Source organism: Pseudomonas sp. GW821-FHT09H03 (genome assembly GCF_059415945.1).
Genome location: NZ_JBWKOF010000021.1, coordinates 20,540 through 34,889 on the forward strand (window position 1 = coordinate 20,540; position 14,350 = coordinate 34,889).

Annotated in this window: 12 protein-coding genes; 4 read left to right on the forward strand and 8 right to left on the reverse strand. The window is 61.3% G+C overall.

Annotated features, from left to right (window positions below):
- Window positions 1-64: 64 nt before the first annotated feature.
- From AC07OG_RS23870 to AC07OG_RS23900, 7 genes are all read right to left on the reverse strand, one after another.
- Window positions 65-607 (reverse strand): DUF2058 domain-containing protein, encoded by a 543-nt coding sequence (locus tag AC07OG_RS23870; protein WP_007974544.1) that lies wholly within the window; start codon window positions 605-607, stop codon window positions 65-67.
- 28 nt (window positions 608-635) lie between these two features.
- The gene (mazG, locus tag AC07OG_RS23875) at window positions 636-1,469 is read right to left on the reverse strand and encodes a nucleoside triphosphate pyrophosphohydrolase (RefSeq protein ID WP_495068253.1); all 834 of its coding nucleotides are present in this window, start codon (window positions 1,467-1,469) and stop codon (window positions 636-638) included.
- 133 nt (window positions 1,470-1,602) lie between these two features.
- On the reverse strand, window positions 1,603-3,846 hold the full coding sequence (relA, locus tag AC07OG_RS23880; RefSeq protein WP_060540752.1) for a GTP diphosphokinase: 2,244 nt from the start codon (window positions 3,844-3,846) through the stop codon (window positions 1,603-1,605).
- A gap of 120 nt (window positions 3,847-3,966) precedes the next feature.
- Window positions 3,967-5,319 (reverse strand): 23S rRNA (uracil(1939)-C(5))-methyltransferase RlmD, encoded by a 1,353-nt coding sequence (rlmD, locus tag AC07OG_RS23885; RefSeq protein ID WP_495068254.1) that lies wholly within the window; start codon window positions 5,317-5,319, stop codon window positions 3,967-3,969.
- Window positions 5,319-6,221, reverse strand: coding sequence for a cysteine synthase CysM (cysM, locus tag AC07OG_RS23890; protein ID WP_060540754.1), 903 nt, complete (start codon window positions 6,219-6,221; stop codon window positions 5,319-5,321). The genes rlmD and cysM overlap by 1 nt, the downstream gene beginning before the upstream one ends.
- Window positions 6,222-6,460: 239 nt before the next feature.
- On the reverse strand, window positions 6,461-7,882 hold the full coding sequence (locus AC07OG_RS23895; protein WP_495068255.1) for a sensor histidine kinase: 1,422 nt from the start codon (window positions 7,880-7,882) through the stop codon (window positions 6,461-6,463).
- A complete protein-coding gene (locus AC07OG_RS23900; protein ID WP_495068256.1) occupies window positions 7,872-8,588 on the reverse strand; it encodes a response regulator transcription factor in 717 nt (238 codons plus the stop codon). The genes AC07OG_RS23895 and AC07OG_RS23900 overlap by 11 nt, the downstream gene beginning before the upstream one ends.
- A gap of 215 nt (window positions 8,589-8,803) precedes the next feature.
- Between AC07OG_RS23900 and AC07OG_RS23905 the strand changes: the two genes are divergently transcribed.
- The 4 genes from AC07OG_RS23905 to AC07OG_RS23920 all read left to right on the forward strand — a co-directional run bounded on the left by AC07OG_RS23905 (window position 8,804) and on the right by AC07OG_RS23920 (window position 13,651).
- Window positions 8,804-11,557, forward strand: a complete 2,754-nt coding sequence (locus tag AC07OG_RS23905) for a response regulator (RefSeq protein WP_060540757.1) — start codon at window positions 8,804-8,806, stop codon at window positions 11,555-11,557.
- A 185-nt stretch (window positions 11,558-11,742) separates the two neighbouring features.
- Window positions 11,743-12,735 carry a 2-hydroxyacid dehydrogenase gene (locus tag AC07OG_RS23910; RefSeq protein ID WP_060540759.1) on the forward strand — a complete coding sequence of 331 codons (993 nt, stop codon included), beginning with the start codon at window positions 11,743-11,745 and terminating at the stop codon, window positions 12,733-12,735.
- Between the two features lie 77 nt (window positions 12,736-12,812).
- Window positions 12,813-13,247, forward strand: a complete 435-nt coding sequence (locus tag AC07OG_RS23915; RefSeq protein ID WP_060540760.1) for a hypothetical protein — start codon at window positions 12,813-12,815, stop codon at window positions 13,245-13,247.
- Window positions 13,247-13,651, forward strand: coding sequence for an META domain-containing protein (locus AC07OG_RS23920; protein ID WP_060540761.1), 405 nt, complete (start codon window positions 13,247-13,249; stop codon window positions 13,649-13,651). Before AC07OG_RS23915 ends, AC07OG_RS23920 begins: the two co-directional genes overlap by 1 nt.
- A gap of 187 nt (window positions 13,652-13,838) precedes the next feature.
- Here AC07OG_RS23920 and AC07OG_RS23925 read toward each other — a convergent pair whose 3' ends face one another.
- The gene (locus AC07OG_RS23925; protein ID WP_060540762.1) at window positions 13,839-14,306 is read right to left on the reverse strand and encodes a TlpA disulfide reductase family protein; all 468 of its coding nucleotides are present in this window, start codon (window positions 14,304-14,306) and stop codon (window positions 13,839-13,841) included.
- Between the last annotated feature and the right edge of the window lie 44 nt (window positions 14,307-14,350).

The window sequence follows — 14,350 nt, forward strand, 5'->3', positions numbered from 1 at the left end:
GCGGTGCTCTTGAGTCCATCGCGAGCAGGCTCGCTCCTACAATGGGGGTATTGTCATTGGCCGCTTACCACATCAGATCATCCGGGATCTGATAGGCCGCGTACGGATCATCCTCGGCGATGACTTCTTCGGTCTGCACATTCAGCTGCACGATACGCTGCGGGTCGCGCTCCTGGATCTTCAGCGCAGCTTCACGGGGAATCACTTCATAGCCCCCGGCATGATGCACGATGGCCAGCGAGCCGCTGCTGAGCTTGTTGCGCATCAGCGTATTGACGCAAATACGCTTGACCTTCTTGTCGTCGACGAAGTTGTAGTAGTCCTCGGTCGTCAGTTTCGGCAGGCGCGAGACTTCGATCAGTTGCTTGACCTGAGCGGCGCGGGCTTTCGCCTCGGCTTTCTCCTGCTGCTGGCGGTTGAGCTCCTGGTCGCGTTTGACCTTCTCGGCCATGGCTTCCTGTGCAGCACGCTGCTGGGAGTCATCGAGTTCGATCTGGCCTTTGTGAGCCAGACGCTGTTGTTTCTGTTTGTCTTTGCTGACCTGCTTGGCCTGCTTCTGGTTGACCAGCCCTGCTTTGAGCAACTGGTCACGAAGGGAAATGCTCATGGTGCTTATTACTCACTTAGGCAACTGCTCAACCGCAGCTGGGCAAATTCTTTTCCTGTCGTTTGGCCTCGCCCCACAGGGCGTCCAACTCTTCGAGGGTGCAATCTTGTATGGGACGCAGGGTATCGCGCAATGCCTGTTCGATAAAACGGAAGCGCCTTTCGAACTTGCCGTTGGCGCCCCGCAATGCGGTTTCCGGGTCGACCTTGAGATGCCGCGCCAGATTGACCACGGAAAACAGCAGGTCACCGATCTCCTCGGCCACAGCTTGCGGATCGTTTTCGGACATGGCTTCGAGCACTTCATCGAGCTCTTCACGCACCTTGTCCAGCACCGCAAGCGCATCGGGCCAGTCGAAACCGACCTGCCCTGCGCGCTTCTGCAGCTTGGCCGAACGCGACAGCGCCGGCAACGCGGCAGGCACATCATCGAGCAAAGACAGTTGCTGCGGTGCGACGGATTTCTCGGCGCGTTCCTCGGCCTTGATCTCCTCCCAGCGCTGCTTGACCTGCTCTTCATTCAGGCGCGGCACATCCAGCGGCGCATACAGATCACCGGTGGGAAATACGTGCGGATGACGGCGGATCAGCTTGCGGGTGATGCTGTCGATCACGCCGGAAAACTCGAAGCGCCCTTCTTCCCGAGCCAATTGACTGTAATAGACGACCTGAAACAACAGATCGCCCAACTCGCCCTGCAAGTGATCGAAATCACCGCGCTCGATGGCATCGGCCACTTCATAGGCTTCTTCGAGGGTGTGCGGGACGATGGTGGCGTAGGTTTGCTTGATGTCCCACGGGCAACCGTACTGCGGGTCACGCAGGCGGTTCATCAGGTGCAGCAGGTCTTCGAGTGAATACATCTGTCATGTCTCTACACAAAACCAATGTGGGAGCGGGCTTGCTCGCGAATGCGGTGTGTCATTCAGTGCACATTCCGACTGACACGCCCTCTTCGCGAGCAAGCCCGCTCCCACAGTTGATTGGCGTCGTTCTTCAGGGGGTTCGGTTACGCCGGGTTTCGATGATGTTCGGCAACTGGGAAATCCGCCCCAGCAACCGCCCCAGTGCATCCAGCCCCGGAATCTCGATGGTCAGGGACATCAGCGCGGTGTTGTCCTCCTTGTTCGAGCGGGTATTGACCGCCAGCACGTTGATCCGCTCGTTGAGCAGCACTTGCGAGACGTCACGCAGCAACCCCGAACGGTCGTAGGCGCGGATAACGATGTCCACCGGATAGGTGAGCACCGGTACCGGCCCCCAACTGACCTGGATGATTCGCTCCGGTTCGCGACCCGACAGTTGCAGCACCGAAGCACAGTCCTGACGGTGAATGCTCACGCCTCGACCCTGGGTGATGTAACCGACGATCGCATCACCCGGCAACGGCTGGCAGCAGCCGGCCATCTGGGTCATCAGGTTGCCAACACCCTGGATCTGGATGTCGCCGCGCTTGCCCGGCTTGTAGCCGGTAGCTTTGCGTGGAATCAGTTCCAGTTGCTCGTTGCCGCGCTCCGGCTCGACCAGTTGCTGTGCCAGATTGACCAGTTGCGCCAGGCGCAAATCACCGGCACCGAGGGCGGCAAACAGGTCTTCGGCGGTTTTCATGTTGGCTTTGTCAGCCAGCTTGTCGAAATCCACCGCCGGCAGACCGAGGCGATTGAGTTCTCGCTCCAGCAAGGTTTTACCGGCCGCGACGTTCTGGTCGCGGGCCTGCAGCTTGAACCAGTGAACGATCTTCGCCCGCGCCCTGGAGGTCGTGACATAACCCAGGTTCGGGTTCAGCCAGTCACGGCTCGGAGTGCCGTGCTTGCTGGTGATGATCTCGACCTGCTCACCGGTTTGCAGGCTGTAGTTGAGCGGCACGATGCGCCCGTTGATCTTCGCACCACGGCAGTTGTGACCGATTTCGGTGTGTACGCGGTAGGCGAAGTCCAGCGGTGTGGCACCCTTCGGCAAGTCGATGGCGTGACCGTCCGGGGTAAAGATGTACACCCGGTCAGGCTCGATATCGACCCGCAGCTGTTCCGCCAGGCCACCGATGTCGCCCAGCTCCTCATGCCACTCGAGCACCTGACGCAGCCAGGAGATTTTCTCTTCGTAGTGATTGGAGCCAGACTTGACGTCGGTGCCCTTGTAGCGCCAGTGCGCGCACACGCCGAGCTCGGCTTCCTCGTGCATCGCGTGGGTGCGGATCTGCACTTCCAGCACTTTGCCCTCGGGCCCGATCACCGCGGTGTGCAGCGAGCGATAGCCGTTTTCCTTGGGGTTGGCGATGTAGTCGTCGAACTCTTTCGGGATGTGCCGCCACAGGGTGTGGACGATACCGAGCGCGGTGTAGCAGTCGCGCATTTCCGGCACCAGCACGCGAACGGCGCGCACGTCGTAGATCTGGCTGAACTCCAGACCCTTGCGCTGCATTTTGCGCCAGATCGAATAGATGTGTTTGGCCCGACCGCTGATGTCCGCATCAACGCCGGTGGCGTGCAGTTCGTTTTTCAGCTGGCTCATCACGTCGCTGATGAAGCGCTCGCGATCCAGTCGCCGCTCGTGGAGCAACTTGGCGATCTGCTTGTACTGGTCCGGCTCCAGGTAACGGAAAGACAGGTCTTCCAGCTCCCACTTGATATGGCCGATACCGAGACGATGGGCCAGCGGCGCGTAGATGTCGAAAACTTCACGGGCCACGCGGTTGCGCTTTTCATCGTCGGCGGTTTTCACCGCGCGGATCGCGCAGGTTCGCTCGGCCAGTTTGATCAGGGCAACGCGCACGTCGTCGACCATGGCCACCAGCATTTTGCGCAGGTTTTCCACTTGGCCCTGTGTGCCCAGCACCAGGGATTTGCGCGGGCTCAGACTGTCGCTGATCGCAGCCATGCGCAACACGCCGTCGATCAGCTTGGCGACCACCGGGCCGAAGCGTTGGCTGACGGCCGGCAGCTTGATCTGGTCTTCGCGCACGCACCGATACAGGATCGCGGCGACCAGTGAGTCCTGATCGAGCTTGAGGTCGGCGAGGATCTCGGCGATCTCAAGGCCGGTGCGGAAAGTCGAGTTGCCTTCCGACCACAGATTCTGTGCCGCATTGGCTTGTTGTTCGGCCTCGCGAGCGTACTCGCAGGCTTCCTTCAAGGCTTCGCGATCCAGTGCCAGATCGACACTGACCGCATGATCGAGCCAAGCCTCGAGATTGATACTGCCGTCGGTGTTGATCGGCTGGTGTGCTCTCACCTGTACCATCTTGCTTACCTTCCCTACGACGCAGATTCAATGCGTCAAATCGCTGACCTTCGGTGCCCGTGCGCCACGCCGGGCTGGAGTGCGGCTGCACGGACGGGCCAGTCGGACCAGACGAGCATCCTAGCTCGCTTCAAATAACGCCATGGCCTCGACATGTGCCGTTTGAGGAAACATATCGAGAATCCCGGCACGTTTTAACCGGTAGCCCTGCTTGATCAATTCGACCGTGTCGCGCGCCAGAGTTGCAGGGTTGCACGACACATACACCAACCGTTCGGCGCCCAAGGTCTTGAGCTTGCGCACAACCTCGAAAGCACCGTCACGCGGTGGGTCCAAGAGTACCGCACAAAAGCCTTCGGCGGCCCATTCGGCGTCAGCCAAAGGCTGGGATAAATCGGCCTGAAAAAACTTCGCGTTATGCAGATTGTTGCTGGCGGCGTTTGCCGCTGCGCGGTCGACCATCACCTGCACACCTTCGACCGCCACCACTTCACGAGCAGCCTGGGCCAGCGGCAAGGCAAAGTTGCCCAGCCCGCAGAACAGATCCAGTACCCGTTCATCCGCCGCCGGCTTCAACCAGTCCAGCGCCTGGGCAACCATCGCTTCGTTGACGCCGGCATTGACCTGGATGAAATCCCCCGGGCGATACGCCAGTTCCAGGTCCCACTGCTCCAGACGATAACCCAGCGATTGACCGGCCTCGACCGGCTGCGGCTCACCGTCGCCATGCAGCCACAACTGGGCTTCATGGAACGCGCAGAAATCCTTGAGGATCGTCAGGTCAGCTTCAGACAACGGCGCCATGTGCCGCAGCAACACCGCCAGCGAGGAACCGCTGAACAACTCCACATGCCCGAGCGCCTGAGGTTTGCTCAGTCTCCGCAACATTTCCGGCAAGCCGGTCATGATCGGTTGCAAAGGCTGTACCAGCACCGGACATTCATTGATACCAACAATGTCCTGGCTGCCGGCGGCGCGGAAACCGACTTCGAGTTTCTTTGCCTTCATGTCCCAGCGCACGGCGACACGGGCGCGACGACGGTAGCCGAACTCCGGACCACTCAATGGCGCAGCCCACTCTTCGGGCTCGACACCGGCGACCTTGGACAACTGCTCGGCGAGCATGCGCTGTTTCAGGGCGAGCTGTTCGTTATGCGGCAGATGCTGCACGCTGCAACCGCCGCAACGACCTGCATGGGCGCACGGCGCCGGGCGGCGCAATTCGCTGGCCTTGAACACCCGCTCGGTGCGCGCTTCAACCACTTTGCCGTGGGCACCGAGCACGCGCGCCTCGATCTCCTCACCGGCCAACGCGCCGATGACGAACCAGGTGCGGCCTTCGAAAAACGCGATACCGCGACCGTCATTGGCCAGGCGCTCGATGCTCAGGCGCTGCTTTTTGCCGGTCGGGACTTGCGGGGCCTTGCTGCCGCCGGTGGGCTGGAAGCGCAGACCTCTTTCATGTTTGGCCATCAGTTGGGCGCGTCGAAAATGCCGGTCGACAGGTATCGGTCGCCACGGTCGCAGATGATCGCGACGATCACCGCGTTTTCAACTTCTCTGGACAGGCGCAGCATCGCTGCCACGGCACCGCCCGAGGACACACCACAGAAGATGCCTTCTTCGCGGGCCAGACGACGGGTCACGTCTTCGGCTTCGCTTTGCGCCATGTCGACGATGCGATCGACGCGGTCGGCCTGGTAGATTTTCGGCAGGTATTCTTCGGGCCAGCGACGAATGCCCGGAATCGCCGAGCCTTCCATCGGTTGCAGGCCGATGATCTGCACGCTCTCGCTCTGCTCTTTCAAGTAGCGCGAGACGCCCATGATGGTACCGGTAGTACCCATGGAGCTGACGAAATGGGTGATGGTGCCCTCGGTCTGGCGCCAGATTTCCGGGCCGGTGGTGGTGTAGTGCGCCTCGGGGTTGTCACCATTGGCGAACTGATCCAGCACCTTGCCACGGCCTTCGGCTTCCATTCGCTGAGCGAGGTCGCGGGCGCCTTCCATGCCTTCTTCCTGAGTGACCAAGATCAGCTCGGCGCCATACGCGGTCATGGCTGCCTTGCGTTCGGCGCTGGAGTTGTCCGGCATGATCAGGATCATTTTATAACCCTTGATCGCGGCGGCCATGGCCAGGGCGATCCCGGTGTTACCGGAAGTCGCTTCGATCAGCGTATCGCCGGCGTGGATCTGCCCGCGCAACTCGGCACGGGTGATCATCGACAGCGCCGGACGGTCCTTGACCGAACCCGCCGGGTTGTTCCCTTCGAGCTTGAGCAAAAGGGTGTTGCTGGTGGCGCCGGGCAGGCGCTGCAAACGGACCAGCGGAGTGTTGCCGACGCAATCGGCGATGGTTGGGTACTGCAAGGTCATGGCGTATTCGCAATCCAGACTGCGGGGGCGACTATCATACCGGCAAACGTTCGCAGGCCATATCACGCAAAGTGCGGTGCTTATGGTTTATGGGAATAAGCAGCAAGCCTGGAGCGGCAAGCGACATTGGAGGTGGCTCTGGGGGCAAGAAAACAGGGGAGTATTGTGATGGGAGCAAGGGCCGCTTCGCGGGCAAGCCGGCTTGCCGCACCGCCGCTCCCACAGCGGGACCAGGTTGCTCACACATTCGACGACTGGAACACAGTCAGCGTGGGAGCGGGCTTGCTCGCGAAGGCGTCGTCACCTGCACTATCGAAATCCGCCGGCAGACACATATTCAGGCGCAACCCGGCTCCCGTGTTCTGCGCCCAAAGCCGGCCACCCTGCCGCCGCACCGCATTCCTCGCAATGCTCAAGCCCAGGCCGAATCCACCATCCCCCGGGCGCGAACCGTCGAGTCGGGTAAAAGGTAGAAAGATGCGCTCCAGATCAGCTTCAGCCACGCCACCGCCCTGGTCCTCCAGCCATAAATGCCAGAACGTGCCCTCACGCCGCCCACCGAGGTGAACGATGCCGCCATCAGGTGAATGTCGAATGGCGTTACGCAGGATGTTCTCCAGCGCCTGGGCCAGGGTATTGAGATTCCCGCGAACCCAGCAGGACGCATCCACCGTGCATTGCAACTGGGCAGAAGGCCAGCCGCTTTCATAGCAGGCGTTTTCCGTGAGCATCTCCCACAAGGCCTGGATCTGAATCGCCTCGTCGGGTAATCGTTTGCGTTCGGTGTCGAGCCAGGCCAGTTGCAGAGTGTCCTCCACCAGACGTTGCATGCCATCGACTTCACGACCGATGCGCTCGCGTAGTTGCTCCAGCCCCTGCTCGCTTTCGCTGGCCACCCGCAGGCGGCTAAGCGGCGTACGCAATTCGTGGGAAAGGTCGCGCAGCAGTTGCTGCTGCAACGCCACGGTATTCTGCAAACGTTCGGACATGTGATCGAACGCCCGGCCCAGTTCGCCCAGCTCATCGGAACGCCTGGTAGTGCTGCTCGACAGCCGCACATTCAATTGATCGGCGCGCCAGGCATTGGCCTGTTCACGCAGGTGATTGAGCGGCACCACCAGAAGGCGGTACAGCCCGACGCACAGCAGCAAGGTAAACAGCCCTGGTATGACACCATTGGTGATCACGCGCCAGAACACCCGGTACTGCCCGGGCACGAAGCGCTGGGGCAACTCGATGACCAGGCTGCCGTCGGACGGATCACCGGGAAACGGCACGCGCATCCAGGGCTGGCCTTTCTTGTGGATTGGCCAGTCGAGGCCGCGCAGGAAGGTCAGGTGGCGGATCTCATCGTCTGTCAGCGGCTGACTGCTCAACGACTGCAAGTTCCCGTCGATCACGCCTACCCAGACTGCTTCGCGCTCACGCGTCGCCTGCAACCAACTATCGACGCCTGACTCCTGGCCTTGCCGCCACGCCTGCTCGGCCTCGGCGGCATAACGCGTCAGTGTGCCCCGGGCGCCATCCGACAGAAACTGGTTGCGCTGTTCCATGTAGCGCCCCCAGGACCAACTGAGCCAGATCATCAGCAGACAGAACGCCACCAGCAGGCAGGCCAGCTTCCAGAACAGTGAATGCCGGCCCGGCAGATTACAAATCATCGGCTGCGCTCAGGATGTAACCCTTGCCCCAGACCGTAAGCACTTCGCGCTCGGTGTAGCCGACGGCCTTGAGCTTGCGGCGGATCTGGCTGATATGCATGTCCAGGCTACGATCATGCGCTGCATAACCGCGTTTGAGCACATGCTGGTAAAGAAAGGCCTTGCTCAGCACCTCATCGGCGCGCTTGAGTGTTTCCAGCAGCCGATACTCGCTGCGCGTCAGTCCAACCGCCTGCTCGCCGTAGAAAACCTCGCCACACTCATCATCGAATCGCAGACTGTCCGTCGAGGGTGCTGGCACTGCCGGCGCCGGCCGCCGATCGAGCGCCACCCGTCGCAGAATCGCCTCGATACGAACTCGCAACTCCGCCATGCTGAAGGGTTTGGGCAGGTAGTCATCGGCGCCGAGGCGAAAACCGCTGATGCGATCCGCCTCGGCGCCAAGGGCTGACATCAGCAAAACCGGGGTGGAATGGCTCTGGCGCAATTGAGTCAGCACCGCCAGGCCGTCCATGCCCGGCAACAGGATATCCATCAACACCACATCGAACGATTGCTCGCGGGCCAAGGCCAGGCCTTCCTGGCCGTTCTGGCACCAGGTCACCTGGAAACCGCTGCGGTCCAGATGCTCGTGAACATAGGCGCCCAGCACGAGGTCGTCTTCGATGGACAGGATTCGAGGATGGCCGGCAGCAATGGGATTCATGACTATCTGCTAATAATTCTCAGTTAAGCAATTATTCAAGATTGCTTCGCCAGGAGCAACCCAAGGTTTGCCGGTATGGCAAAAGAGCGGTCCAGCGTTACCCGTGACAACATTAATTTTGCCAGGATCGCCCGCATGCAAATCGCTACACTGCGCAAGTGGTGCATGCCGGACGCATGTGCAGGTCTATGAATAGCCGGATGCAGGAGAGAGGCGTGCACAAGAAACTGGGAATCAAAGGCCGCGTGTTGATGCTGACCTTGCTGCCGACCAGCCTGATGGCATTGGTCCTGGGCGGCTATTTTACCTGGATGCAGCAATCGGACCTGCAAACCCAACTGCTGAAGCACGGTGAAATGCTCACCGAGCAACTCGCCCCGTTGGTGGCCCCGGCCATGGGCCACCAGGACAATGAGTTGCTCGAACGTATCGCCACTCAGGCCCTGGAGCATCCGGATGTGCGCGCAGTCACCTTCCTGGCGCCCGACCGCACTCTCCTGGCCCATGCCGGCCCGACGATGCTCAATGCGGCGCCTTCGGGCGACGGCACGCAGATGCTGCGCCGCAGCGGCAACGATGCGACACGTTACCTGCTTCCCGTGTTCGGCAAACACCGCAATCTGGCGGGCGACGTGATCCCCGAAGAAGCGGAACGCCTGCTGGGGTGGGTGGAAATCGAACTGTCGCACAACGGCATGCTGTTACGCGGTTACCGCAGCCTGTTCGCCAGCCTGCTGCTGATCGGTATCGGGCTGCTGGGCGCGGCGCTGCTGGCGTTACGCATGGGCCGCACGATCAATCGCCCGTTGGGCCAGATCAAGCAAGCGGTGGCCCAGCTCAAGGACGGTCATCTGGAAACCCGCCTTCCACCCCTGGGCAGCCAGGAACTGGACGAGCTGGCCTCCGGCATCAACCGCATGGCCGGCACCCTGCAAAACGCCCAGGAAGAATTGCAGCACAGCATCGACCAGGCCACCGAAGACGTGCGCCAGAACCTGGAAACCATCGAGATCCAGAACATCGAACTGGACCTGGCGCGCAAGGAAGCCCTGGAAGCGAGCCGGATCAAGTCCGAATTCCTCGCCAACATGAGCCATGAAATCCGCACACCACTCAACGGCATCCTCGGCTTCACCCACCTGCTGCAGAAAAGCGAACTGACACCGCGTCAGCTGGACTATCTGGGCACCATCGAAAAATCCGCCGACAGCCTGCTGGGGATCATCAACGAGATCCTCGACTTCTCGAAGATCGAGGCCGGCAAGCTGGTCCTGGACCATATTCCGTTCAACCTGCGCGACTTGATACAGGACACGCTGACCATCCTCGCCCCCGCCGCCCACGCCAAGCAGCTGGAGCTGGTGAGCCTGGTTTATCGCGACACACCGCTGTCCCTGGTGGGCGATCCGCTGCGGCTCAAGCAGATTCTCACCAACCTTGTGAGCAACGCGATCAAGTTCACCCGTGAAGGCACCATCGTCGCCCGTGCCATGCTCGAAGAAGATCACGACGACACCGTGCAACTGCGCATCAGCATTCAAGACACCGGCATCGGCCTGTCGAGCCAGGACGTGCGCGCCCTGTTCCAGGCCTTCAGCCAGGCGGACAATTCACTGTCGCGCCAACCTGGCGGTACCGGCCTGGGGTTGGTGATTTCCAAGCGTCTTATCGAACAGATGGGCGGCGAAATCGGCGTAGACAGCACGCCGGGCGAAGGTTCGGAATTCTGGATCAGCCTGAGCCTGCCCAAAACCCGTGACGATGCCGAAGACCTGCCCGCAGCGCCGCTGTTCGGCCGCCGCGTGGCGGTGCTGGAAAACCACGAACTGGCCAGGCAGGCGTTGCAGCATCAACTGGAAGACTGCGGCCTCTCGGTCATCCCGTTCAATACCCTGGAAAGTCTGACCAACGGGGTTACCAGCGCCCATCAGACCGATCAGGCCATCGATCTGGCGGTGTTGGGAATTACCAGCAACGATATGCCGCCGGAGCGCCTCAACCAGCATATCTGGGACCTCGAACACCTCGGCTGCAAAGTGCTGGTACTGTGCCCGACCACTGAACAGACGCTATTCCATCTCTCGGTGCCCAACCCGCACAGCCAGCTACAGGCCAAACCGGCCTGCACCCGCAAACTGCGCCGGGCCCTGTCCGATCTGGTCAGCCCGCGCCCGCCGCGCAGCGAGCCTGGCGAACCGCTGTCCAGCCGTGCGCCGAAGGTGCTGTGCGTCGACGACAACCCGGCCAACCTGCTGTTGGTGCAGACCCTGCTCGAAGACATGGGGGCCAAGGTGCTCGCCGTGGACAGCGGTTACGCTGCGATCAAGGCGGTTCAGCACGAGACATTCGACCTGGTACTGATGGACGTACAGATGCCGGGCATGGACGGACGCCAGAGCACCGAGGCGATCCGTCTATGGGAGAGTGAACGGCACTGCACACCGCTACCGATCATCGCCCTCACCGCCCACGCCATGGCCAACGAAAAACGCGCGCTGCTGCAAAGCGGCATGGACGACTACCTGACCAAACCGATCAGCGAACGGCAATTGGCGCAGGTCGTGTTGAAGTGGAGTGGCCTGGCGCTGCGCGATCACCGCCTGGATCGCGCCAGTGATAGCCATGGTGGAACCCATGACCTGCTGGTGCTCGATCACGAAGAAGGTTTGCGCCTGGCCGCCGGCAAGGCGGATCTGGCGGCGGACATGCTGGCAATGCTGCTGGCGTCACTGGAAGCCGACCGCGAAGCCATACGTAGCGCTCGCCACGCCGCCGACCATAACGCGCTGATCGAACGGGTGCATCGCCTGCATGGCGCGACGCGTTATTGCGGCGTACCGCAATTGCGCGCCGCCTGCCAGCGCAGCGAGACCCTGCTCAAGCAACAGGACCCGAAAGCTGCCATTGCCCTGGAAGAGCTGGACCGGGCAATCAATCGCCTGGCTGCCCAGTCGCGCATGAATGCTTGATTCACAGCAATGGCGTTGCCACGCAACCGCGTAAACTCAACGCAAACCCTGTAGGAGCGAGCCTGCTCGCGAAAAACCTGAGGGCGCCGCGGGCATTCAGGATGCCCGCATTATCGTTGTCGCCCATCGTCGGAACGCCACCCGGAGCAAACTCGCTCCTACAGGAACCGGACAAGGAGGAAGTCATGCGTACGATTCTTTTCAGCAGCCAGACCTACGACCAGGACAGCTTCCTCGGTGCCCAGCTACCGGCCGGCATCGAACTGCATTTTCAGACGGCACGCCTGAGTCTGGACACTGCAGCGCTGGCCCAGGGTCATGAAGTGGTCTGCGCGTTCATCAACGATGACCTGAGTGCCGCCGTGCTCGAACGCCTGGCCGCCGGTGGCACCCGCCTGATTGCATTGCGCTCGGCCGGTTTCAACCACGTCGACCTGCCGACGGCAAAGCGCCTGGGGCTGACCATCGTGCGCGTTCCTGCCTATTCGCCCCACGCGGTGGCCGAGCATGCGGTAGCGCTGATCCTGGCGCTCAATCGCCGCCTGCACCGCGCCTACAATCGCACCCGCGAAGGGGATTTCAGCCTGCACGGGCTGACCGGCTTCGATCTGCGGGGCAAGACTGTCGGCGTGGTCGGCACCGGACAGATCGGCGCGACCTTCGCCAAAATCATGAACGGTTTCGGCTGCCAGTTGCTCGCTTACGACCCGTACCCCAACCCACAGGTCGAAGCCCTCGGCGCGCGGTACCTGAGCCTGCCGCAATTGCTGGCCGAGTCGCAGATCATCAGCCTGCACTGCCCGCTCAACGAGCAGAGCAAGCACTTGATCAACCGCCAGTCACTGGCCCACATGCAACCGGGAGCAATGCTGATCAACACCGGGCGTGGTGGCCTGGTCGACACGCCGGCCCTGATCGATGCCTTGAAGGACGGTCGCCTGGGTTATCTGGGGCTGGATGTCTATGAAGAAGAAGCACAACTGTTCTTCGAGGACCGCTCCGACCTGCCGCTGCAAGACGATGTGCTGGCAAGGTTGCTGACCTTCCCGAATGTGATCGTCACGGCGCACCAGGCATTTCTGACCCGTGAAGCACTGGGAGCGATTGCAGATACCACCCTGCAGAACATCGCGGCCTGGGCGGCGGGCACGCCACAAAATCAGGTTCCAGACGACTGAAACGGATCGAAGGTCATCCTCCTGCGCGATACCGCGTGTTAGCCCGTGCTAGCATATCGCGCATATTTGGAGGACCCATGGTCGAACACGATTTCCGCTACAGCCTGATGAACCCGCAACACACCCTCACTGAATGCCGCGCTCTGGTGCCGGGGCGTTATCAAGTCACCGGCAACGGCGGCTCGATTCGCAACAACGACGTGCTGGTAGTGACCCTCAAAGGTGCCAAGGACCTGTCCATGCGCCTGACCGTCGAAACCGTTCGCCACCTGATCAACCCGCCCGGTCAATGGGTCGCGGTGGCCAGCGGTCCGGTGTTCGGTGAACTGGCGATCCACACCTGGCAAGTCAATTGCGACAGCTGCGCCAAAGAGCTGAGCTTCGAGTTTGCGGTCGACGCCAAACTGGGCAACAAGGCTGAAAAGCCTGCGGCCACCGCGCGGATCGCCGAGTTGGGCTGGACCAGCGTCGCCGAGAAACACCTGTGCCCGAAATGCCAGGAGCCCGCGTGATGAAACACCTCGCTCTGACCGGTATGGTCGGCGCCAGTCTGCTGGGCTGCGCCGCCGATCCGGTGCAGCTCGAACAGAACCGCAGCTACATCCTGGAGTGGATCGGTGAGCGTCCGTTGATGGACTACAGCCACCTGACCATCACCCTCGGTGCAGACGGCCGGGCCTACGGTAACGGCGGCTGCAACCACTGGTTCGCCCCATACACCCTTGAAGGCAACAAGCTGAGCTTCGGCAAAGTCGGCAGCACTCGCAAGCTCTGCGCGCCGGCGCTGATGGAACAGGAGAAGCGTTTCCTGCAAGCGCTGGAGAATGTGCAGCGCTGGGACGTCTCGTCGATCGACCAGATGCGCTTCTGGCCGGCTGAAGGCAAGCCGTTAAGGTGGTGGCTGGAAGAGGGTTGAGCCGGTAGACCGCTGGCCCTCACCCTAACCCTCTCCCACAGGGAGAGGGGACCGACGGAGTCGTTCTTTCGCTATACATCGACCTGAACGACCGGGTCGAACTCAGGTTCGAACGCCCCCCCTCTCCCACGGGCGGTCCGACGTTTCGGGAGGGCTGGGGTTAGGGGAGGCTCTTTACACTTCCCCGTCAATTCTTCGCCTGCAACGCCTCAAGCTTCGCCATCACTCCCGCCGCCGTCTGCTCACCCATCAACTGCTCACGCACCTTGCCCTTGTCATCGATGATGTAGGTCACCGGCAACGCCTCGCTGCGTGGCAATTCGAACAGTTCGGCAGGGTCCTGGGCCAGCACGGTGAACCTGATCCCGAGCTTCTCGCTCGCGCTTTTCAGCTCTTCGCCCTGCACATTGTCGAAATTGACCCCGAATACCCCGATCTTCTTGTCCTTGAGCTGCTCGGCCAATGTGTTCAATTCAGGAATCTCGGTTCGGCACGGGCCACACCATTCGGCCCAGTAATTGAGCACCAGCCATTTGTCGTCCAGACGCTCGGCGACTACTTTCTGACCGTTCTGGTCGATGCCATAGTCATTACCGCAGCCCCCCAGCATCAACGTCCCGATGATCGTCAATGCTGCTGCCAGTCGCCTAGTCATGTCGTATTCCTTGTGAAAAATTGAATGCGCCTGCGACCCATCGC

Excerpts from the sequence above, each read along its gene's own strand:
- relA (WP_060540752.1), bottom strand. The coding sequence starts at position 3,846 with ATGGTACAGGTGAGAGCACACCAGCCGATCAACACCGACGGCAGTATC.
- AC07OG_RS23920 (WP_060540761.1), top strand. The coding sequence starts at position 13,247 with ATGAAACACCTCGCTCTGACCGGTATGGTCGGCGCCAGTCTGCTGGGC.
- mazG (WP_495068253.1), bottom strand. The coding sequence starts at position 1,469 with ATGTATTCACTCGAAGACCTGCTGCACCTGATGAACCGCCTGCGTGAC.
- AC07OG_RS23895 (WP_495068255.1), bottom strand. The coding sequence starts at position 7,882 with ATGATTTGTAATCTGCCGGGCCGGCATTCACTGTTCTGGAAGCTGGCC.
- AC07OG_RS23925 (WP_060540762.1), bottom strand. The coding sequence starts at position 14,306 with ATGACTAGGCGACTGGCAGCAGCATTGACGATCATCGGGACGTTGATG.
- rlmD (WP_495068254.1), bottom strand. The coding sequence starts at position 5,319 with ATGGCCAAACATGAAAGAGGTCTGCGCTTCCAGCCCACCGGCGGCAGC.
- cysM (WP_060540754.1), bottom strand. The coding sequence starts at position 6,221 with ATGACCTTGCAGTACCCAACCATCGCCGATTGCGTCGGCAACACTCCG.
- AC07OG_RS23900 (WP_495068256.1), bottom strand. The coding sequence starts at position 8,588 with ATGAATCCCATTGCTGCCGGCCATCCTCGAATCCTGTCCATCGAAGAC.
- AC07OG_RS23870 (WP_007974544.1), bottom strand. The coding sequence starts at position 607 with ATGAGCATTTCCCTTCGTGACCAGTTGCTCAAAGCAGGGCTGGTCAAC.
- AC07OG_RS23915 (WP_060540760.1), top strand. The coding sequence starts at position 12,813 with ATGGTCGAACACGATTTCCGCTACAGCCTGATGAACCCGCAACACACC.
- AC07OG_RS23910 (WP_060540759.1), top strand. The coding sequence starts at position 11,743 with ATGCGTACGATTCTTTTCAGCAGCCAGACCTACGACCAGGACAGCTTC.